Origin of the sequence: Roseibium sp. SCP14 (genome assembly GCF_040329475.1) — a bacterium.
Classification (GTDB): Bacteria; Pseudomonadota; Alphaproteobacteria; order Rhizobiales; family Stappiaceae; genus Roseibium.
Genome location: NZ_JBDZYH010000004.1, coordinates 630,837 through 650,065, shown reverse-complemented (window position 1 = coordinate 650,065; position 19,229 = coordinate 630,837). Strand labels below are relative to the sequence as shown.

Sequence of the window (19,229 nt, the reverse complement as noted above, 5' to 3'; positions counted from 1 at the left end):
CCCGAACGTGCCACGGCCTTCACTGATGACATTCACCCAGTCTTCTTGTGCTTCAATGCAGCTTGTGCAGAAGCCAACCGGGCAATCGGCACGCGGAAAGGCGAGCACGAGACATAGTCGAGACCGACACTTTCACAGAAGGAAATGGACGACGGATCACCACCATGCTCTCCGCAAATACCGAGTTTGATATCAGCGCGTGTCGACCGTCCCCGCTCCACACCGATCTTGATCAGCTCGCCAACGCCGTCCTGATCGAGAGAAACAAACGGATCCTGCTCCATGATGCCCCGGCTTTGATACGTCCCCAGGAAGGAAGCCGCATCATCGCGGGAGATGCCGAAAGTGGTCTGTGTCAGATCGTTGGTGCCAAAGGAGAAGAACTCTGCAGATTGTGCGATTTCAGCAGCCTTCAGTGCAGCACGCGGCAGCTCCACCATCGTGCCAACCTGATACGAGATCTCGGTGCCTGTTTCCTCGGCGACGGCCTTGGCCATTGTCTCGATGTTTTGGCGCACCAGATCAAGCTCACCTTTCAGACCCACGAGCGGCACCATGATTTCCGGAACGACCGGCGCTCCGGTAGACTTCGCAGCTCCAACCGCCGCCTCGAAGATGGCCCTCGCCTGCATTTCCGCGATTTCCGGGTAGGAAACCAGCAGCCGGCAACCACGATGGCCAAGCATCGGATTGAACTCCTCGAGCGCCAGCGCACGGTCGCGCAGCAAGTCAGGATCGGCCCCCATCGCCTTGGCAACTTCCGCAAGCTCTTCATCTGATTTCGGCAGAAATTCATGCAATGGTGGATCCAGGAGGCGGATCGTCACCGGCAGTCCATGCATGATTTCAAACAGATCGGTGAAGTCCTTGCGTTGCATCGGCAGCAATTTGGCCAGCGCTGCACGCCGTCCTTGCGAACTGTCCGCAAGGATCATCTCGCGCACTGCGATAATCCGCTCACCCTCAAAGAACATGTGCTCCGTACGGCACAGGCCGATGCCTTCGCCGCCGAATTCACGGGCGACCTTTGCATCCTGCGGTGTTTCGGCGTTGGTGCGCACCCGCATCCGCCGCACCTTGTCAGCCCAGCCCATCAGAGTACCGAAGTCTCCGGAAAGCGTCGGTTGCAGCATCTCCACTTCGCCGGCTAGCACCTGACCGGTTGCGCCGTCGATCGTGATTATGTCGCCCTCTTTGAGCTGGCGGCCAGCGGCGTTGATCACCCCGTTTCGATAGTCGATGCGCAGCATGCCGGCGCCCGCCACACACGGTTTTCCCATTCCCCTGGCAACCACTGCTGCGTGGCTGGTCATACCGCCGCGACTGGTCAGAATGCCTTCAGCAGCATGCATGCCATGAATGTCCTCCGGGCTTGTTTCAACCCTCACCAGAATGACCTTGCGACCTTCCGCCTTGGCTTTCTCTGCATCTTCGGAGGTAAACACGATGGCACCCGACGCAGCCCCCGGAGAAGCCGGAAGGCCCGTTGTGACAACATCGCGCTCGGCCTTCGGATCGATTGTGGGATGAAGCAGCTGATCGAGCGCTGCAGGTTCGACACGGCCGATTGCTTCTTCTTCGCTCAAAAGGCCCTCTTCAACCATATCGACAGCAATCTTGAGCGCTGCTTTCGCCGTCCGCTTTCCAGCACGGGTCTGCAGCATCCACAGCTTGCCCTGTTCAATGGTGAATTCCAGGTCCTGCATGTCCTTGTAATGTGCTTCAAGCTTGGCGCAGTAGGACTGGAACTCGGCAAAGGCCTCAGGCATGAGCGCTTCGAGAGACGGACTTGTGGAACCTGCCTCGGTCCGCGCCTTTTCGGTGATGTCCTGCGGCGTTCTGATGCCCGCAACGACATCCTCGCCCTGTGCATTTACGAGAAACTCGCCATAGAGCGCGTTTTCGCCGGTTGAAGGATTGCGGGTGAAGGCAACACCTGTCGCCGAGCTTTCTCCCATGTTTCCGAACACCATCGCCTGCACATTGACGGCGGTTCCCCAGGAACCGGGAATGTCATGCAGTCGGCGATAGGTAACTGCGCGCGGAACCATCCAGGAACTGAACACGGCGCCGATCGCGCCCCACAGCTGTTCCTGCGGGTCTTGAGGGAACGGCCGCTCCAGCTCTTCCTGAACCAGTTCCTTGAACTTCTCGATTATCCCGAGCCACGCATCCGCATCGATCTCGGTATCGAGCGTCAGTTCGTTTCGCTCCTTGTAGTCTTCCAGAATTTCCTCGAACTCATGGTGATCAAGCCCGAGTACCACGTCGGAATACATCTGGATAAAGCGGCGATAGCTGTCATAGGCGAAGCGGCGGTCCCCTGCCTCCCTTGCAATGGCCTCCACCGTTTGATCATTCAGACCGAGATTCAGGACCGTGTCCATCATTCCCGGCATCGAAACCCGTGCGCCAGAGCGAACCGACACCAGAAGCGGGCGTTCAGAATCGCCGAATTTCCGACCGGTGATCGCGCCGATTTTTGCCAGTGCCTCGGAGACTTCATTCGTCAGAGCTTCGGGATAGGATTTCCCATGCTCGTAATACCAAGTACAGACTTCGGTCGTAATGGTGAAACCAGGAGGTACCGGCAAGCCCAGGCTGCTCATCTCGGCAAGGTTCGCACCCTTACCACCGAGCAAGTTGCGCATTCCTGCTTTACCTTCCGCAGCACCGTTTCCGAAGCTGTAGACCCACTTGGCCATTAGTCACTCTCCTCGCCTCGTGCAGGAGACGCCTCGTCTCCGTTTATTTTGCACTGCACATTCCTGCTACGGCAAAGGATCAGCTTCAAGCCCTTTTTGGTAGAAACCCGTATCTCTTCGCCGTAAGTCGCAAGAATTCCGACGCTCAGCAAATTCAAATGGATTTAAACCGGCAGAAAGTTATCCCGTCCTCCTTGCCGCACAGCCTTAAAGACGCCATTGTCAAAAGCAATAAGCAACAAATCAAACTGCCATGGACGAGAAGTGCGAGGAATGATGATACGAGTGACCAGCGCCGTTTCCCGAGTGGATCGCAGGCCCTTCAAGCTGAAGCTGCTTTCGCTGGTCAGTGCAATCGCCCTCTTTCCGGCTGCCGCACACGCCGAAACGGCAGCGACTTCGCAAACTTTCGGCACTCCGGCGGATCTGCCCTTCACACTGTCGGGCAGTTACTTGTCCGGGCGTCTTGCAGGTTTTCAGAAAGACTACGGCCATGCAGCTGCCTTTTATGAGGAAACGCTCGCTGCAGACCCGACCAATACCATGCTTCTGGAACGCACTTTCCTGCTGAAACTGGCAAATGGGGACGTGGAACAGTCGGTTCTTTATGCCGGTGAACTTGAAAAGGCCGGGCTTGAAAATTTCCTCGCCCAATTGGCTCTTGGCGGCCAGCAGATGGTGGACGGCAACTATCAGAACGCCGACACCGCTCTGTCCAAGGGCCGGAATGGCCCGCTTGCACAGCTCTCCATTGGTATTTCTCGCGCCTGGGCCCTTTATGGAAGCGGCAAGGTTGACGAAGCCGTCAAGGTCATCGATGAGCTAAGCGGACCGGAATGGTTCGAAGTCTTCAAGGCGACTCACAAGGCTCATCTTCTGTTTGCAGCAGGCCGAAACAAGGACGCTCTGGAAGCAGCGGAAGCCGCTTACGCAATCGATCAGGGCGCCATCCGGGTGGTGGACGCCTATGCCCGCATTCTTGCTGCCAATGGCCGCCAGAAGGATGCCATGGCGACACTGGATCAATATGACGAACAGTTCCGGGGACATCCCAAACTGGATCAAACACGCGAGATCCTTGAAAGCGGTTCCGTCATTCCTCCGATGGTTACCGATCCGGCCGAAGGCATGTCCGAGATTCTCTACGGCCTTGGCGCAGTCATAGGGCGCGACGGTGGTGAGGAGCTCTCAACATCGTACCTACAGCTTGCCCTTTACCTCGATCCCAACGCAGAGTTTGCTGCAATTGCTCTTGGCAGCGTTTTTGAACGCATGGAACAGCCGGAACGTGCCATCGAGGCACTGATGAAAGTTCCCGATGACAGTGTGCTGAAACGGGAAGCGGAAATTCAGGTCGGGCTGAACTACAACACGCTCGAGCAACTCGAAAATTCCCGCTCGCATCTCGAAGCACTGATCAAGCAGGACCCTTCCGACCTGGAAGCTGCAATTGCGCTAGGTAACATTCTTCGTTCTCATGAAATCTACGAGGATGCGGAAGAGGTCTACACCAAGGGTCTCGACACCATATCTGAGCTGGCAAGGGAGCACTGGCTGTTGCTTTACTTCCGTGGCATCAGCCGCGAGCGCCAGGGCAAGTGGGATCTGGCAGAAGAAGACTTCCGCAAGGCGTTGGAACTCAACGAAAACCAGCCTCTGGTGCTTAACTATCTCGGCTACTCTCTGGTCGATCAGGGTCTCAAGCTTGATGAAGCGCTTGAGATGATCAAGACGGCAGTGGAGCTTCGCCCGACGGACGGTTATATCGTCGACAGCCTTGGTTGGGTCTACTATCGCCTCGGACGCTATGAAGATGCTGTCAAGGAACTGGAACGGGCAATTGAATTGCGCCCGGCCGATCCTGTCATCAACGATCATCTTGGCGATGCCTACTGGATGGTCGGACGCCGCAACGAGGCTCGCTTCCAGTGGAATCATGCCAGGGATCTCGGGCCCGAGGAGAAGGAACTTCCCAAGATCCTCGACAAGATCGCAAACGGAATGAAGGATCCCTCGGTCACCGATGCGGCCAAGGCCGACACGGAAAAGAACGGCGGTTAACCGGAACCTGACATGGCGCATGACACGCAGTCCGCGCTTCGGGTGGAACTTGCCCGGGCCAAGGTCAATTTGGCGTTGCACGTTACCGGGCAACGGCCGGACGGCTATCACCTCCTCGACTCTCTGGTGGCATTTCCTCAGATTGGAGATCGCGTGGCGCTTGAACCAGCTGCGGGTCTGGAGCTGAGGGTCGAAGGCCCATTTGCACGCGACATTGACGGTCCCTCCGACAGCAACCTCATATTGAAGGCTGTTCGAGCATTTGCCGAATGCGCTGGAACACCGGTGCCCAAAGTGCGGCTGACGCTCACGAAGCGCCTGCCGGTTGCTTCCGGGATCGGCGGTGGTTCAAGTGACGCAGCCACCACGCTGCGTCTGCTGGAAGACTATTCCGGCAATTACCTTCCAGAGGAAACTCTGCACGATCTGGCACTTTCTCTCGGTGCCGACGTTCCCGTCTGCCTTTATCCGGAACCGCAGCGCATGCGCGGAATCGGGGATGAACTTGCCCCCGGTCCGCAGCTTCCGGTCTGCGGTATCGTTCTGATAAATCCCAAGGTTGGCGTTTCCACGCCGGATGTGTTCAAGAACATGTCCCAGCGTGACAATCCTGCAATGCCGGAGCTGCCCGGACGTTTCAACTCGGTAGTTCAATTGACGGAGTATCTATCCGAATGCCGGAACGACATGCAGGATGCAGCCGTTTCGTTGTGCCCCGAAATAGGCAATGTCCTTTCCGCATTTGATGTCGATTCCCGCATTGCGTTTTCACGCATGTCCGGCTCCGGTGCCACATGCTATGGCGTGTGCGAATTGCGTGATGCCATGGACATCGAGCGCCAGCTCAGAACGGCGCATCCGGGATGGTGGATCGCCTCCGGCTCCCTGTCCTGACTCCAAACAAAAAAGCCGCTCCCCGATGGAAGCGGCTTTCATTGAGAAACCCGATTTCGGGTCGCCTGCCCCGTCAGCTCACACGGGAAATACAGAACGAGACAGCATCTGCCAGCGCATCGTTATGCGCACCGGATGGAAGTGTCTCCAGCGCCTTCAATGCTTTTGCTCCATAGTCCTGCGCCCTGGTCACGGTGTCGGCAAGGGCATCGTATTTTTTGAGCAACTCAATCGCCTGCTCCAGGTCGCCGTCCTCAATGTCGTCGCCTTCAAGGCACCGTTTCCAGAAGGCGCGATCGGCATCCGTTCCCCGCGCAATCGCCAGCACGACCGGTAGCGTGATCTTGCCTTCCCGGAAATCGTCGCCGACATCCTTGCCAAGATCCGCGGACGATCCGCCGTAGTCGAGGGCATCGTCGACGAGCTGGAAAGCGTAACCGAGTTCCATACCGTATGTGCGTGCGGCCAGCTTCATGTCATCGCCCTGACCGGCGATTACCGGGCCCACTTCCGCAGCGGCTGCGAACAATGCTGCGGTTTTCGCCTCGATCACCCGCAGATAATCGGCTTCGCTGGTCTCGATGTTCTTGGCTGCACCAAGCTGCAGGACTTCGCCTTCGGCAATAACGGCAGAAGCGGTCGACAGAATGCCAAGCGCTTCGAGCGATCCGACATCCACCATCATCTTGAAGGCCTGCCCGAGCAGGTAGTCACCAACAAGAACGCTTGCCTGGTTTCCCCAGAGCTTGCGCGCGGCCAGTTTGCCTCGACGCATATCGCTTTCATCGACGACGTCGTCGTGAAGCAAGGTAGCGGTATGCATGAATTCCACGCTGGCAGCCAATGTGACGTGCCCACTTCCCTGGTAACCGAACATATCCGCGCAGGCCAATGTCAGCATTGGGCGCAGACGCTTGCCACCGGATGAAATCAGATGTTTGGCGATCTCTGGAATCAGCTCCACGTTGGAGCCTGCCTTGGAGAGGATCAGTTCATTGACATCCGCCATGCCTCCGGACACAAGGTCCACAAGAGACTGTATACTTGGACGGCGCTGTTGATTGTCAGAATATGTTGCGACAACGGCCACTAATGGCACTCCCCTGAATATTTGTGCGGACAATATGGCGCGAACGCCTCCGGGGCAAGACGGCAATCCGTTGACAAACTGTTGAAATGCCACAAACAGCTGGTTTTGCTGTAAATGAGTTCCAAGAGGTGCACACTCGTGCGCCCAGTCGCTATGATGCTAACGCCGGGAAACATATGGAAGAACTAGTCAGAACCAATGACCCTGTCCTCATCTCCTTTCTGGAATCGATTCTCGAGGAGGCCGGCATCAAGCATTTTGTCGCAGACGGAAATATGAGCATTCTGGAGGGGTCGCTTGCCATGATCCCCCGTCGGATCCTCGTCGACGCTGACCAGATACAAATGGCTCGCAAGCTTGTCCGCGACGCTGGTCTGGAACATGAACTTCGTCCGGAACGCGGGCAATCCTGAGATGACGGAACCGCGGATATCGGAAGAATGCGACGTAACACACGACGCATTTCTCGGCGGACAGGTCTATGTACATCAACCCAAACGCGGCAGACACCGCGCAGGACTTGATGCGGTTTATCTCGCAGCAGCTCTGCCGGACGGCACAAAAGGGCATGTGGTCGATCTCGGCGCAGGTGTCGGCACGGCAGGGTTTTGTGCCGCAGCGCGCTTGCCGGATATCACTGTAACGCTTGTTGAAATCGACCCGGCCGTACTAAAGCTTGCACAGGACGGGCTTCAGGACCCTCACAACGCTTCCTTTGCGATGAGGGTCGCCCTTCTGGAAGCCGACATTACGACAAAGGGCAACCTTCGCCACGCTGCCGGCCTCAAGTCCTCCATGGCCGACCACGCAATCATGAACCCGCCCTATTACGAGGCGGACAGGTTCCGTGCGTCGCCAAAATCAGCCCGAGCCGGCGCCCATATGCTGGATGAACGCGGGCTGGAGCCCTGGGCGAAAACGGCGACAGACATCGTCAAGGAAGGTGGCAGTCTTACGGTGGTTTTCCGCGCCGACGGTTTACAGGAACTCCTGAATGTTCTGCAGGGGAGATTCGGCGCCATCGATGTTATCCCGTTGCGCCCTCGGCCCGATGCGGCCGCGACCCGCGTCCTGATCCGGGCCATTCGCGCCAGCAAGGCGCCGCTCCGGCTGATGCCGGGCTTTGTGCTTCATGAGGGTGACGGCTCCGAGTTCACCGCGCAATCAAAAAGCGTCATGCGCGACGGCAAGGGTCTTGGCTTGCCACTCCGGCGCTGACCGGTCAGTGGATCACGATTTCTCCGTTCGTATATCTGAAATCCACCGGCTCGATCAGGTTCTGATGAGCCACGCGCACTGAATGTATGCGACCGTCAATCTCCCTTTCCCAGAAATCCAGAAACCTGTTCAATTCAGGAAACTGAGGAGCAAGATCCTCGGTCTGCCAAAGAAAACTTTGCAATAGTTTCGGATGATCCGGGAGCCTGTACAGGATCTCGGCGGTCATTAAACCATAGCCGAGAAGCCGCTTCTCAAAGTCTAAGCTGGTTTTCATGCCTTTTCTTTCCTTTCCCACAAAGAAAGAGTGTCATGGAAACCTGCTTCGCCAAAAACAAATTTGGACAAAGATTGTTTATAAGCGAAAAATTAGCAGCACTCGAACAACACTGCTAACAAAATACTATTCGTCACTTCAGGAAAACTTCAGTTCGACTGAATGGTCGTCAAATACCCCAAAAACGCATCAATGTCATCTGGTTCGAAGGCAAATTCCGGCATGTTGTCGTGTGCGGTCACGATACCTTCAGCCAGCGGCTCCTCCAGGCTTTCCAATGGATAAAGCTTGGAAAGGTCTCGAAATGCCGGTGCGCCGGCTTGTGCACTTTCGTCGTCTGTTCCGACGGCATGACAGGTCGCACAGTAGATTTCCGCCAGTTCCTGGCCTGATGCAACACTGACCGGATCGGTCGGATAGGGATCTTCAGCGGCGTTTGCCACAACGCTGAAGGCAGCTAGCATTGCGCCAAGGCAAACCGGTTTCACAAAGGTCACGTCCTTCTCCCTCCCTTGAATCTCTCCACAGTTCTATAAAGGTTTCGAAGATTCGCACATTAGGGAGACCACGTGGGCATGTTCTCACGGCAACTTTGCCTATATAACCCGTGTGACCTACCCGTCTGCTGGAGGATTTATGACACGAACGCCCCTTCCCGCCTCAATCGACGAAACCCTCGCTCTGATGGATCAGGCCGGGTATGTCGCAGACAGATCCCTGGCGACGGTTCTGCATCTGGCACTCAGGATGAACCGCCCCTTGTTTCTGGAAGGTGAAGCCGGCGTCGGCAAGACCGAAATTGCCAAAGTCCTTTCCTCCACGCTCGGCCGCGATCTCATTCGCCTCCAGTGCTACGAAGGCCTCGACATCGCGTCGGCCGTTTACGAGTGGAACTACCAGGCACAGATGGTCGAAATCCGTGTCGCGGAGGCCGCAGGTGACACAGATCATTCCGAGCTTTCCAAGTCGATCTTCGATGAACGTTTCCTGATCAAGCGCCCCGTATTGCAGGCGCTCGAGCCCACGCTCGGCGGCTCACCGGTCTTTCTCATCGACGAGCTTGACCGTGCTGACGAAGCGTTTGAAGCATTCCTGCTGGAAGTTCTGGCAGACTATCAGGTTTCCATTCCCGAGCTCGGCACCGTCAAGGCCTCGGAACCGCCGATCGTGATCATCACGACCAACAGAACCCGTGAAATTCACGACGCCCTGAAACGGCGTTGCCTGTACCATTGGGTCGATTATCCGGATGCCGAACGTGAACTGGAAATTGTTCGCCGCAAGGTTCCGGGAGCTGCCGAGCGGCTCGCACAGGAAGTCGTTGCGTTCGTGCAGAAGCTGCGTTCGGAAGAAGATTTGTTCAAGCAACCCGGTGTTGCCGAGACCCTGGACTGGGCGACGGCTCTTTCCGAACTCAACGAAATCGCCCTTGATCCGGACATGGCCTCTGACACGCTTGGTGTTCTCCTGAAGTACCAGGACGACATCGAACGGGTCCGCGGCTCGAAAGTCCGTCACATGATTGACGAGCTCCGCAAGGAGGCTCCTCATCCGCAAACAATGCCGGCAGTCTAGGTACCGTTTTCCGACCATGGCTTCGACCGCTGCACGCTCCCGGATTACGGACAACATCGTATTCTTCGCCCGCACACTGCGTAAGGCAGGCGTGCCGGTCGGTCCCGCCTCGGTCGTCGATGCCGTGAACGCCGTTGAAGTCTCGGGCATTGAGAGCCGGGACGATCTTTACTGGACGCTACACGCGGTCTTCGTGCGCAAGCACGAACACAAGGTGCTGTTTGATGAGGCCTTCCGCATTTACTGGCAAAGCCGCGGCCTGATCGAGAAAATGCTTGCCATACTTTCTCCTGTCGCACCGCCGCGTGGAGCACTGGAGAAACCAAAGGCAGGACAGACCCGGGTTTCACAGGCATTTCAGGCAGCTCAGGAACGCGTCGCGGAAGAAACCGTTCCGGAAATCGAGGTGGATGCGAAATTCACCGTCTCTGGAAGTGAACTCCTGCAGAAAAAAGACTTTGCCCAGATGACCGCGGAAGAGGTGGAGGAGGCCAAACGGGCGCTCAAGTCCATGGCCATGCCGATGGACAGGATCAGGCTCCGTAGGCTCAAGTCCGCAGCCAGAGGTCGGATAGATCCACGCCAGACGATGCGCGCATCTATGCGCGCGGGCGGCGAGATAATTGACATGAAATACAGGAAGCCAGCTGAAAAGCGCCCTCCTCTCGTGGTCCTGTGCGATATCTCAGGTTCAATGAGCCAATATTCCCGGTTGCTGCTGCACTTTCTGCACGGCGTTATGGCAGAACGGCGCGATGTACACACTTTCCTGTTTGGCACGCGGCTGACAAATGTCACGCGACAGCTCCGGATGAAAGATCCCGACGAAGCACTCGACGCCTGTTCTCAAGGTGTCGAAGACTGGTCCGGCGGTACCCGGATTGCATCGGCCTTGCATGATTTCAATCGTCATTGGTCGCGCCGCGTGCTGAGCGGCAATCCGACCGTTCTTCTGATCACTGACGGCCTTGAACGTGACACGGACGAAGACCTGGAAAGGGAAATGGACCGCCTGCACCGGTCCTGTCGCCGTCTCATCTGGCTCAATCCACTTCTCCGGTTCGACGGGTTTGAAGCCAAGGCGAGAGGCATTCGGGCCATGCTGCCGCATGTGGACGAGTTCCGCGCCGCTCACTCCCTCGATGCTGTCGCCGATCTTGCCGAAGCTCTTTCCGGAACCGGCGGAAAATCGAGCAAAGCAAGCCCGAGAAACTGGCTCTAGATTTCGCAAGGGTTTGCAAGTGTCGAAGAAAAGTCTTTCCCAAATCGAGCGTGATGTCCTCGCCGTATCAGACATCTACGCCGAAAGGTTCGAGATTGAGCGCGGCAGTGCCTGGTACCTTGCCAAATTGACGGAAGAGCTTGGTGAACTAACCGCTGCGGACCTGAAGTGTGCCGGGAATGCCAGATCCTCGGGAAAATCCAGACAGGATCTTGAAGAAGACCTGGCAGACGAAGCGGCGGACCTGTTCGCGCACATCCTGTTGTTCTGCAGAAACCGGAACATCGACCTGGAGCAAGCGCTGGAACGCAAGTGGCTGAAGCATCTTCCGGTTTCTCAATCCTAAGCTCCAATCCCACCGGCTGGTGTGTCAGCTTTCCTTCCGGTAGAGGATCGTGCCGCGTTGGTTGATCAACAGCACTTCGCCCGAGACAGGATGGACATAAACTTCAACGCGCTGTCCTTCAGGGGTGGTGCCGTATACTTCCCAGCATCCCCCATCTTCCTTCATCCGCCTAACGTCCCAGCCCTCCGCGGTCAGTTTGGCCGTTACTTCAGTTTCAGAAAGCCAGGCGGACTTTTCGGTCGCCTCACATTCGAAAAGGCCGGTTGCGGATGCCGGAATGGTGAAAAACCAAACAATAAGTGAGTAGGCTATGTGGAGTGTGTAGTTCATCACGTTTCCTTTCCCGTGTGTGAACGAAAGTTTCAGGCTGGAGCTTTGGCCAATCGGGCCTTGAGCGTCCGGCGAATTCGATAGTTTTCAAGAAGACCAAGCGGAATGAAGTGAACGAGAGCTGGTCCAAACTCGTTGTGGACGAATATCCAGTGGAGCAACGTTGCCAATGCGGCGACGTAAACAAGACGTTGCAACTGCTTCCAACCTGAACCGAGCTTACGGACAGAAAAGTCGTTGGAAGTGACTGCCAGAGGCAGGAACACAAAAAAGGCAAACCACCCGGTCCAGATGCCAAGTGCCCAGAATTCGCCCAAGACAGCTTTCAGCGATCCCATGTCAATGAGATAAAGAACAGTATGAAAAGCCGCGTAACCGAAGGCGGCAACGCCGAAGTACCTGCGACGTCGAAGCATCCAGAACCAGAATCGGTTTTTTGGAAACATCAGGCGAAAGGGAGAAATGATCATGGAAACGATCATGAAGCGAGCGGCAAACTCACCCGTGGGATGCAGCAGGAACTCCGTTGCCTGGCGCCCATCTTCCGAATTTGCGCCGCTTGCAAGGGCAAACATCATTGGAACGGACGGCAACACCAAAAGAACCCAAATGAAGGCTCTGCTATCCACTATCTTCTTCATTAAGTCTCTGCCCATGACCTTGCGGATCTCCTTGGAACCCCAAGTTTGATCCGAAGATAACGGACAAGTGTCGTAGAACTGTCCCAGCTCCAGCACCCATTTGTCGCAAAATGTATCGATAGGGAACAACAACGAGAAAACCCCGACGGTTCCGCGTTGGGGCACTTGGAACCGGCCGAGGCCTTTTAAGGGCCTTATCAGGCCCGCCTCGACATTATATTCAAAAACATGAAACTAAATGCGGCAAGCTGTCCCTGCGACCGCTTTGCAGCCCTCTATGGCAAGGCAACAACCGGAGTTCTGATCCCTACCCTTTGAAAAAGATCCTCAATGTCATGATTGGCCATACGGATACACCCGTAAGAGACAGCACGCCCAATGGATCCCGGTCTGTTGGTGCCGTGAATGGCATAATTGCCGTTGGACAGGGTCATGGCAGCAACTCCCATCGGATTGTTGGGCGCCCCACCTCTGATCACGTTGGGTAGATTGGGAAAGTCTCTGCGGACTTCCGCCGAAGGTGACCAGTCTGGTTTCAGATATTTCGCTGTAATCTGCGCCTGACCAGTCCACGCCTTTCGGCGTTTTCCCACCGCAACCTTGTACCGGATAGCGCGATTTCCGCGCAGCACGAGGTAAAGCCGTCTCTCGGAGTTTCGGATCACAATTGTCCCCGGGCGAAAACGGTGGTCGGAAAACCCGACAAGTTCCGCGGCAATTCCAGGCAACGGCGCAGCGAAGAGGAACGTGAGCCCGAGCAATGGCAACAAAAGACAAATGAAGGGTTTTGAACGCATGACTTTCCCTTGATCCTTCGGGAAAGATTATCGCGGGGCCGCCCTTGAAAGAACCAGCCCCGCCCTACTTTCTTACCAGAAGGTTAACAAGGAAGCCTCCATCCACCTGAAGCACTCGCCGGAATGTGTGGCAAGCTTCAGGACTTGTGATCGGAATTGCATACCGTTCGGTAGGAAAATTCGTATTGTGGGAGCCGCTATCAACTCGCGGCCTGCAGACCTTTGAATGCTTGAGGAAAGGCATTCACCCGGAAAGGTCGCGGAAGATCATACAAAGCAAGGACAATTCACATGACGCGTCATTGGCCGATCAACTTTGCTTCTCGTTATCTGCTCCTATTGGGCTTGGTCTTTATCCTGGGTTTCGGTGCCTTGTTCACCAGTTCCCTCCGTGTCAGTGCAGGACCGATTTCTGGAACTTATGTTCTGACGCCTTCAAACATTGATACCGGCTTTTCCGTGCGGGTTCTCGGTCGAGGTCCGGTGCTCGGCGAATTCAAGAACGTGACAGGCAAGATGATCCTGAACCAGAACCGGCCGGAAAAGAGCCGTGTAAATGTCACCGTGGATCTCAGGAGCGTCAAAACCAACAACGACCGCGTCACGGGATTTCTGAAAAGCTCGGCCATGTTTGACGTTGCAAATCATCCGATCGCGAAATTCCAGAGCACGAGAATTGTCATCACCGGGAAATATTCGGCCGAAGTCGAAGGTGTTCTGTCGCTTCGGGGGCAACGCAAAAGGACCAAACTCTCGGTGAAAATAACGAACACCAATTCCAGGGGACGAGTTGCCTTCGAAGTTTCAGGCGGTTTTTTCAGAAGTCTTTATGGAATGGATGCCGGATTGCCCATCTATGCGGACAAGGTGAACTTGAAAATCAGAGGAACGGGTCGGCGCGGCTGAGAACTGCGCCCTGCGGTCGGACTTCGACTTCCTGATCCGGCAACTGCGCTACATCGGGTTCGGCGCGCCATCGCGCCATTCGTACCAAATGTAGGTTGGGACATTGCTGTCGCCATTTTCGTCAAAAGTAACCGGACCCAACACGGTGTCGAACGTCCCCTCCTGCAATGCCACGGAAACACCTTCAAGCTGTGTGTCGCCTGCGGTCGTTGCCGCATCTGCCCAGGCCTGAATGGCCGCATATGTAGTCAGCGCGTAGCGTTCACCCTGGTTTCCGCTTGCTTCAAGCACGGATACGAGGTCCTGCGCGCTGGGAAGCTCACGCGGCACCTGAGGATAGGTCAACAAGGTACCGTTCCCGGCCGGACCGGAAACCGACCAGAAGTCTTCCGTCATCAGCGCATCACCGGAGACAAGCACCGCGCCGAGCCCCTGCTTCTCCATCTCAAGCTTGATGAGACCGGCTTCCGGGTGATAGCCGCCGAGATAAACCGCATCGATCCCCTCCAGCGACAATTGGGACACCAGGTTCCTGTAGTCGCTCTCTCCAGCGTCAAATCCAAGCGCGATGCTTTCGGTTTTGCCCAGGTCGTTCATCGCATCCTTGACCGCGTCGGCAAGACCTTTGCCGTATGCCGTCTTGTCGTGAAGGATCGCCACGTTGCCGATCTTGAAGTGTTCCGCCAGAAATTGCCCGGCAATCCGGCCTTGTGCATCGTCTCTTGGCGCCAGACGAAACACACCTTCTCCCGGGCGCTCATCGGTAAACTTCGGCAGCGTGGTCGCCGGAGTGATTTGGACGATACCGGCATTCGCATAGACTTCGCTCGCCGGAAGCGAGGCGCTGAAACAAAAATGCCCGGCAACAAAAACGACGCCTTTGCCGACAAGCTGATTGGCAACGGCCACTGCCTGATCCGCATTGCAGGCATCGTCTGCTATTTCCAGAACGAGCGGTTGACCATTGACACCGCCGGCGGCATTGATGTCCTTGACCGCCTGTTCGGCGCCTGCCCTCATTTGCGCCCCGAACTGACCGAATTGCCCTTTCATCGGTCCAGCAATCGCGATCGGGATCTCGGCGATGGCCACTCCGGAAAGGAGGCTGCACGCCAGGAATGTCACGCTTGCGGCAAGATGCTGATAGGTCATCCGTTTCCCTGAAAATCCGACTGCCTTTCCCTACCCCTATCGCGACTAGGCACGGAGCTCAATCTGACCACCGACAAAAATGCTGGCGAAACGCGATCCGCTGCGACATATCTTGGTTGCGGCCGAGGGAACTGAACAGACAATGACGGTAATTTGTTTGCAACAGCGCCCTAGGCACGGCATTACCGGATGAATAAACTCCGCTGTTCGTCTGAAACCCAAGCGATTCCCGGCCATTGGGCCTATGGAGCTGAATTTATGTCGTCATCCGTCGCTGATCCCAACGACCAGAACAAGCTGCCGCTGGACACGCAAAGCTTCAGAGAGGCCATGAGCCGGATCGCTGCCGCTGTTCATGTGGTAACGACCGATGGCCCCGGCGGACGCATGGGAGCGACCGTTTCCGCCGCCTGCTCCGTGAGCGACGACCCGCCGAGCATTCTCATTTGCCTTAACCGGCAGACACGCATGCATAGTGCGGTGCTGAGAAATCGGACGTTCTGCCTGAATACCTTGAGCGACGACCACGAAGAGATTTCGGACACGTTCGCCGGTCGGCACAATCTCGAAATGCCGGACCGATTTGCAAAGGGCGAATGGACAAATCTCGCTACTGGCTGTCCTGCCCTCGACAGTGCACGTCTAAGCGTGGATTGCGAGATCTTTTCGGTGACGGAAATGGGAACGCATTCCATTATTGTCGGCACTGTCGCCGATCTGCGCATGAAAGACCCGGGCAAGTCCCTTCTTTACGTTCGAAGGGGATATAAAAGTCTCGACACCTGAGCCTCTCGCGACCAAACTAATGCTCCTTGATTTCTTGATTTGTGGAACGACGCTCGATGTCCGGATTGCGTAACCTGATCACAGATGTCCCCGGCCTGAAGGTCGGCAATGCTTCCGACCAGGATCTGAAATCCGGAGCTACGGTCCTCGTCCCGGACGAGCCGGCGGTAACATCGGTGGCCATTCACGGTGGCGCTCCGGGCACACGCGAGATTGCTCTTCTGGAACCGGAGCAAACGGTCGAAAAGATCGATGCGATCGTCCTGGCCGGTGGCTCGGCTTTCGGTCTGGATGCGGGCGCCGGCGTCCAGGGGCGGCTTGCCGAACTCGGATACGGTTTTCAGGTCGGCCCGGTTCGGGTTCCGATTGTGCCGACCGCAATCTTGTTTGACCTCCTCAATGGGGGTGACAAGAGTTGGGGTCAGGCCGCTCCCTACCGCGATCTCGGTCGCTCTGCTCTGGATGCGATTTCTCACGATTTTGCTCTGGGCTCGGTCGGAGCGGGCACCGGAGCGACAACCGCCAATCTAAAGGGTGGTCTTGGGTCCGCTTCACAGGTTCTCGACAATGGCGTCACAGTCGGCGCAATTGTCGCCGTGAACGCGCTCGGCCGCGCGACTGTCGGTGATACCCAGCATTTCTGGGCAGCTCCGTTCGAGATCGGAGAAGAATTCGGCGGCCGCGGTATGGCACACCCCTTCCCCGAAGACGGGATTTCCGTGCGCACCAAGCTGGACGCCCTCAAGGCGGGGGCGAACACAACGATCGCAGCGGTTGCAACCGACGCGGTTCTGACCAAGGGCGAAGCCAAGCGCCTTGCCGTTATGGCTCATGATGGTCTTGCCCGCGCGCTCTGGCCAGCTCACACCCCGCTTGACGGAGATCTGGTTTTTGCCCTGTCGACCGGTCAGCGCAGGCTTGAAAACGGCCTGGAAGACATGGTGCAGCTCGGCGCAGCTGCGGCTTCCTGCCTTGCCCGCGCAATCGCCAAGGGCATCTATCACGCCACCCCGGCACTGGATGACCCTGTCCCGACCTGGCAGGAAAAATTCGGCGCTTAGCAGGAAATCTGTCAGCGGTGACGAACCGTATGCGATGTAGGCTCACAATTAGAGAGACATCGCAGCAATGGACCATCCGTGGAAAACCCTTACCTTCATCCTGTCCCTGCTGGCTTCGGCAACTGCAGCTTCCGCTCAATCAAAGCCCCTGGTGCTGGAAGACTTTTTTCGTGGCAAGACCATCGGCAAAGGTGTCTTTGAAAGCAAGATTGCCGGGGTGAACCGACCGTTTACTGTCTATTTGCGAGGAACCTGGAACCCGCGGACATTCACGCTGCGACTGCGTGAGGACTTCGTATACCAAGACGGAGAGCGGGACACCAAAACCTGGTTCTTCCAGAAAGTCGCCGATGGTCGGTATATCGGCCAGAGGGCCGACGTCATAAGCCCGACAAATGTCAGCACGGACCAAAATGGAGCGCTTCGGTTTTCCTATGTAGCGGAACTGCAGACCCAGAACGGTCCACTGCTACTTCGCTTTGACGACACTCTGACGCAAATTGATCAAAGCACAGTTCGCAATACAGCCAACGTCATGAAGGCAGGCATAACCATTGGCACCGTGGACCTGACCTTCACGAAGTAGCGATCACAGAACAAGATATTTTGTAAAAGCTTGATTGCATCAGCAGGAGCGGCCTAACTTTAAGGAGTATACTTTTATTATTCCATGAGGCCGTTATGATGCCACTACGCACTTTCTCAACGATTGGATTGCGCTGTCTTCCGCTTATTATTGCGACAGCTTTGGCGTTTTCTGCGCAAGCAGCCGAGCCGAAGCTGGCAGATAACCTGGAAGAGAATTTACGGTCTCCTTTCACAGGTGATTTCGAAGAAATCATCGAACGCGGCTTTGTCCGTGTACTCATTCCCTTTTCCAAAACGGGTTACTTTATCGACAAGGGCGAACAGCGGGGCAGCACTGTCGATATCATGCGCGAGTTCGGAAAATTCCTGGACAAGAACTACGGCAAGAAAACGAAAGACCTCAAAATCGTCCTGATCCCCACCCCCAGAAACAAGCTGTTCTCCGATCTTGACGAAGGACGCGGCGATGTCTCCCTCGGCAATCTGACGATCACGGAGGAGCGCCAGAAGTTGGCGGACTTTTCACTTCCGCTGCTCAAGGACGTACACGAAGTCCCGGTCACGGGCACCGACGTTGGCGAGTACTCTTCGCCGTCAGACCTCTCCGGTCTGACAATTTACGTGCGAAATTCCGCGTCCTACTACGAAAGCCTGGACGCTCTAAACAAACAGTTTGAGCTGGAAGGCAAGACACCCATGGACCTCGTACTGGCGGATGAACGTCTCGAAGACGAGGATCTCATGGAAATGGTTGCCGCCGGAGGCATATCGACCGTTATCGTAGACCAGCACAAGGCGGACTTGTGGCTGGAAGTGCTGGACGGCCTCAAGATACACCCCAAGGCAGCGGTTCGAACCGACGGCGAAATTGCGATCGCCGTACGAAAGACAGCTCCAAAATTGCTGGAGGAAATCAACGGATTTGCCGCAACCGTTAAAAAAGGCACCCTCCTCGGCAACATCATTTTCAAGAAGTACCTCAGGGAAGCCAACTACCTTCGCAATCTTCGGGACGACAGCTATGGAATAGAACTCGAAGAGTATAAGAACCTGTTCAAGAAATATGCGGAAGAATACAAGTTCGACTGGCTTCTGATTGCGGCCCAGAGTTTCCAGGAGTCGCGATTTGATCCGAAAGCCCGAAGCCGTGCGGGTGCCGTTGGGCTCATGCAGATCAAACCTTCAACGGCAGAGGGTTCGCCTATCAATATCCGTGGCGTTACCAAGGACACGGAGAAAAATGTCCACGCGGGCGTAAAGTATCTGCGTTTCCTGGCCGACCAGTACTTTCCAGAACTGTCTTCACGGGAAGCGAACCAGACCTTCTTTGCGCTTGCGGCCTACAACGCCGGCCCCAGTCGTTTTGCCAGAATGCGCGAAAAGGCAAAGAAGCAGGGATACGATCCGGACGAATGGTTTGGGAATGTCGAATGGATTGTTGCCTCTGAAATCGGCAGGCAACCAATCGATTATGTCGGCAATATCTACCAGTATTACGTGGTCTTTCACAATCAGATCAAACGAACCGAAGCCGATGCCGCCGCCAAGCAGGCAGCGGCACAGGAATAAAACCGGACGGT

The 19,229-nt window shown here is 56.1% G+C and carries 20 protein-coding genes; 12 read left to right on the top strand and 8 right to left on the bottom strand.

The window, feature by feature from the left end; genetic code table 11:
• Nucleotides 1-32 precede the first annotated feature (32 nt).
• Complete coding sequence (gene ppdK / locus ABLQ08_RS20090; protein ID WP_352945553.1) at nt 33-2,705, bottom strand: pyruvate, phosphate dikinase; 2,673 nt, start codon at nt 2,703-2,705, stop codon at nt 33-35.
• A gap of 273 nt (nt 2,706-2,978) precedes the next feature.
• Between ppdK and ABLQ08_RS20085 the strand changes: the two genes are divergently transcribed.
• Nucleotides 2,979-4,766: a tetratricopeptide repeat protein gene (locus ABLQ08_RS20085; protein ID WP_352945551.1), complete on the top strand. Its 1,788-nt coding sequence runs from the start codon at nt 2,979-2,981 to the stop codon at nt 4,764-4,766.
• Between the two features lie 12 nt (nt 4,767-4,778).
• Nucleotides 4,779-5,660: a 4-(cytidine 5'-diphospho)-2-C-methyl-D-erythritol kinase gene (locus ABLQ08_RS20080; protein ID WP_352945549.1), complete on the top strand. Its 882-nt coding sequence runs from the start codon at nt 4,779-4,781 to the stop codon at nt 5,658-5,660.
• A 73-nt stretch (nt 5,661-5,733) separates the two neighbouring features.
• Here the strand turns inward: ABLQ08_RS20080 and ABLQ08_RS20075 are convergent, their stop codons facing one another.
• On the bottom strand, nt 5,734-6,750 hold the full coding sequence (locus ABLQ08_RS20075) for a polyprenyl synthetase family protein (RefSeq protein WP_417714931.1): 1,017 nt from the start codon (nt 6,748-6,750) through the stop codon (nt 5,734-5,736).
• A 176-nt stretch (nt 6,751-6,926) separates the two neighbouring features.
• Here ABLQ08_RS20075 and ABLQ08_RS20070 point away from each other — a divergent pair, with 176 nt between their 5' ends.
• Together ABLQ08_RS20070 and ABLQ08_RS20065 are read left to right on the top strand one after the other, a co-directional pair.
• Nucleotides 6,927-7,163, top strand: a complete 237-nt coding sequence (locus ABLQ08_RS20070; RefSeq protein ID WP_352945545.1) for a DUF2007 domain-containing protein — start codon at nt 6,927-6,929, stop codon at nt 7,161-7,163.
• A gap of 1 nt (nt 7,164) precedes the next feature.
• Nucleotides 7,165-7,968: a tRNA1(Val) (adenine(37)-N6)-methyltransferase gene (locus ABLQ08_RS20065; RefSeq protein WP_352945543.1), complete on the top strand. Its 804-nt coding sequence runs from the start codon at nt 7,165-7,167 to the stop codon at nt 7,966-7,968.
• Nucleotides 7,969-7,972: 4 nt separating this feature from the next.
• On the opposite strand, the gene ABLQ08_RS20060 is transcribed toward ABLQ08_RS20065, so the two are convergent.
• Entirely contained in the window at nt 7,973-8,245 is a 273-nt protein-coding gene (locus tag ABLQ08_RS20060; protein ID WP_352945541.1) for an usg protein, read from the bottom strand.
• 149 nt (nt 8,246-8,394) lie between these two features.
• Nucleotides 8,395-8,742, bottom strand: coding sequence for a c-type cytochrome (locus tag ABLQ08_RS20055; protein WP_352945539.1), 348 nt, complete (start codon nt 8,740-8,742; stop codon nt 8,395-8,397).
• Nucleotides 8,743-8,881: 139 nt separating this feature from the next.
• On the opposite strand from ABLQ08_RS20055, the gene ABLQ08_RS20050 reads away from it, so the two are divergent.
• From ABLQ08_RS20050 to ABLQ08_RS20040, 3 genes are read left to right on the top strand one after another with little or no spacing between them, the layout of a single operon-like run.
• Complete coding sequence (locus ABLQ08_RS20050) at nt 8,882-9,820, top strand: AAA family ATPase (protein WP_352945538.1); 939 nt, start codon at nt 8,882-8,884, stop codon at nt 9,818-9,820.
• 16 nt (nt 9,821-9,836) lie between these two features.
• Complete coding sequence (locus ABLQ08_RS20045) at nt 9,837-11,042, top strand: vWA domain-containing protein (RefSeq protein ID WP_352945536.1); 1,206 nt, start codon at nt 9,837-9,839, stop codon at nt 11,040-11,042.
• 19 nt (nt 11,043-11,061) lie between these two features.
• Complete coding sequence (locus ABLQ08_RS20040; protein WP_352945534.1) at nt 11,062-11,388, top strand: pyrophosphatase; 327 nt, start codon at nt 11,062-11,064, stop codon at nt 11,386-11,388.
• 24 nt (nt 11,389-11,412) lie between these two features.
• Here ABLQ08_RS20040 and ABLQ08_RS20035 read toward each other — a convergent pair whose 3' ends face one another.
• The 3 genes from ABLQ08_RS20035 to ABLQ08_RS20025 form a co-directional block, all read right to left on the bottom strand.
• On the bottom strand, nt 11,413-11,718 hold the full coding sequence (locus tag ABLQ08_RS20035; RefSeq protein WP_352945532.1) for a PepSY domain-containing protein: 306 nt from the start codon (nt 11,716-11,718) through the stop codon (nt 11,413-11,415).
• A 32-nt stretch (nt 11,719-11,750) separates the two neighbouring features.
• The gene (locus tag ABLQ08_RS20030; RefSeq protein WP_352945530.1) at nt 11,751-12,359 is read right to left on the bottom strand and encodes a sulfite oxidase heme-binding subunit YedZ; all 609 of its coding nucleotides are present in this window, start codon (nt 12,357-12,359) and stop codon (nt 11,751-11,753) included.
• Between the two features lie 275 nt (nt 12,360-12,634).
• On the bottom strand, nt 12,635-13,156 hold the full coding sequence (locus ABLQ08_RS20025) for a L,D-transpeptidase (protein ID WP_352945528.1): 522 nt from the start codon (nt 13,154-13,156) through the stop codon (nt 12,635-12,637).
• 291 nt (nt 13,157-13,447) lie between these two features.
• On the opposite strand from ABLQ08_RS20025, the gene ABLQ08_RS20020 reads away from it, so the two are divergent.
• Nucleotides 13,448-14,062, top strand: coding sequence for a YceI family protein (locus ABLQ08_RS20020; RefSeq protein ID WP_352945526.1), 615 nt, complete (start codon nt 13,448-13,450; stop codon nt 14,060-14,062).
• Nucleotides 14,063-14,110: 48 nt separating this feature from the next.
• Here ABLQ08_RS20020 and ABLQ08_RS20015 read toward each other — a convergent pair whose 3' ends face one another.
• Nucleotides 14,111-15,214, bottom strand: coding sequence for a branched-chain amino acid ABC transporter substrate-binding protein (locus tag ABLQ08_RS20015; protein ID WP_352945524.1), 1,104 nt, complete (start codon nt 15,212-15,214; stop codon nt 14,111-14,113).
• Between the two features lie 258 nt (nt 15,215-15,472).
• Here ABLQ08_RS20015 and ABLQ08_RS20010 point away from each other — a divergent pair, with 258 nt between their 5' ends.
• The 4 genes from ABLQ08_RS20010 to ABLQ08_RS19995 all read left to right on the top strand — a co-directional run bounded on the left by ABLQ08_RS20010 (nt 15,473) and on the right by ABLQ08_RS19995 (nt 19,218).
• On the top strand, nt 15,473-16,000 hold the full coding sequence (locus tag ABLQ08_RS20010) for a flavin reductase (protein WP_352945522.1): 528 nt from the start codon (nt 15,473-15,475) through the stop codon (nt 15,998-16,000).
• Between the two features lie 56 nt (nt 16,001-16,056).
• Nucleotides 16,057-17,061: a P1 family peptidase gene (locus tag ABLQ08_RS20005; protein WP_352945520.1), complete on the top strand. Its 1,005-nt coding sequence runs from the start codon at nt 16,057-16,059 to the stop codon at nt 17,059-17,061.
• Between the two features lie 67 nt (nt 17,062-17,128).
• Complete coding sequence (locus ABLQ08_RS20000; protein ID WP_352945518.1) at nt 17,129-17,647, top strand: DUF3833 family protein; 519 nt, start codon at nt 17,129-17,131, stop codon at nt 17,645-17,647.
• Nucleotides 17,648-17,742: 95 nt separating this feature from the next.
• Nucleotides 17,743-19,218, top strand: a complete 1,476-nt coding sequence (locus ABLQ08_RS19995; RefSeq protein ID WP_352945516.1) for a transglycosylase SLT domain-containing protein — start codon at nt 17,743-17,745, stop codon at nt 19,216-19,218.
• The last annotated feature ends 11 nt before the right edge of the window (nt 19,219-19,229 follow it).

Bases quoted from the DNA above. Each gene is read 5' to 3' on its own strand.
- ABLQ08_RS20060 (WP_352945541.1), bottom strand. From the start codon at position 8,245: ATGAAAACCAGCTTAGACTTTGAGAAGCGGCTTCTCGGCTATGGTTTA.
- ABLQ08_RS20080 (WP_352945549.1), top strand. From the start codon at position 4,779: ATGGCGCATGACACGCAGTCCGCGCTTCGGGTGGAACTTGCCCGGGCC.
- ABLQ08_RS20065 (WP_352945543.1), top strand. From the start codon at position 7,165: ATGACGGAACCGCGGATATCGGAAGAATGCGACGTAACACACGACGCA.
- ABLQ08_RS20010 (WP_352945522.1), top strand. From the start codon at position 15,473: ATGTCGTCATCCGTCGCTGATCCCAACGACCAGAACAAGCTGCCGCTG.
- ppdK (WP_352945553.1), bottom strand. From the start codon at position 2,705: ATGGCCAAGTGGGTCTACAGCTTCGGAAACGGTGCTGCGGAAGGTAAA.
- ABLQ08_RS20025 (WP_352945528.1), bottom strand. From the start codon at position 13,156: ATGCGTTCAAAACCCTTCATTTGTCTTTTGTTGCCATTGCTCGGGCTC.
- ABLQ08_RS20035 (WP_352945532.1), bottom strand. From the start codon at position 11,718: ATGAACTACACACTCCACATAGCCTACTCACTTATTGTTTGGTTTTTC.
- ABLQ08_RS19995 (WP_352945516.1), top strand. From the start codon at position 17,743: ATGATGCCACTACGCACTTTCTCAACGATTGGATTGCGCTGTCTTCCG.
- ABLQ08_RS20000 (WP_352945518.1), top strand. From the start codon at position 17,129: ATGGACCATCCGTGGAAAACCCTTACCTTCATCCTGTCCCTGCTGGCT.
- ABLQ08_RS20030 (WP_352945530.1), bottom strand. From the start codon at position 12,359: ATGAAGAAGATAGTGGATAGCAGAGCCTTCATTTGGGTTCTTTTGGTG.
- ABLQ08_RS20045 (WP_352945536.1), top strand. From the start codon at position 9,837: ATGGCTTCGACCGCTGCACGCTCCCGGATTACGGACAACATCGTATTC.
- ABLQ08_RS20085 (WP_352945551.1), top strand. From the start codon at position 2,979: ATGATGATACGAGTGACCAGCGCCGTTTCCCGAGTGGATCGCAGGCCC.
- ABLQ08_RS20020 (WP_352945526.1), top strand. From the start codon at position 13,448: ATGACGCGTCATTGGCCGATCAACTTTGCTTCTCGTTATCTGCTCCTA.
- ABLQ08_RS20050 (WP_352945538.1), top strand. From the start codon at position 8,882: ATGACACGAACGCCCCTTCCCGCCTCAATCGACGAAACCCTCGCTCTG.
- ABLQ08_RS20070 (WP_352945545.1), top strand. From the start codon at position 6,927: ATGGAAGAACTAGTCAGAACCAATGACCCTGTCCTCATCTCCTTTCTG.
- ABLQ08_RS20005 (WP_352945520.1), top strand. From the start codon at position 16,057: ATGTCCGGATTGCGTAACCTGATCACAGATGTCCCCGGCCTGAAGGTC.
- ABLQ08_RS20015 (WP_352945524.1), bottom strand. From the start codon at position 15,214: ATGACCTATCAGCATCTTGCCGCAAGCGTGACATTCCTGGCGTGCAGC.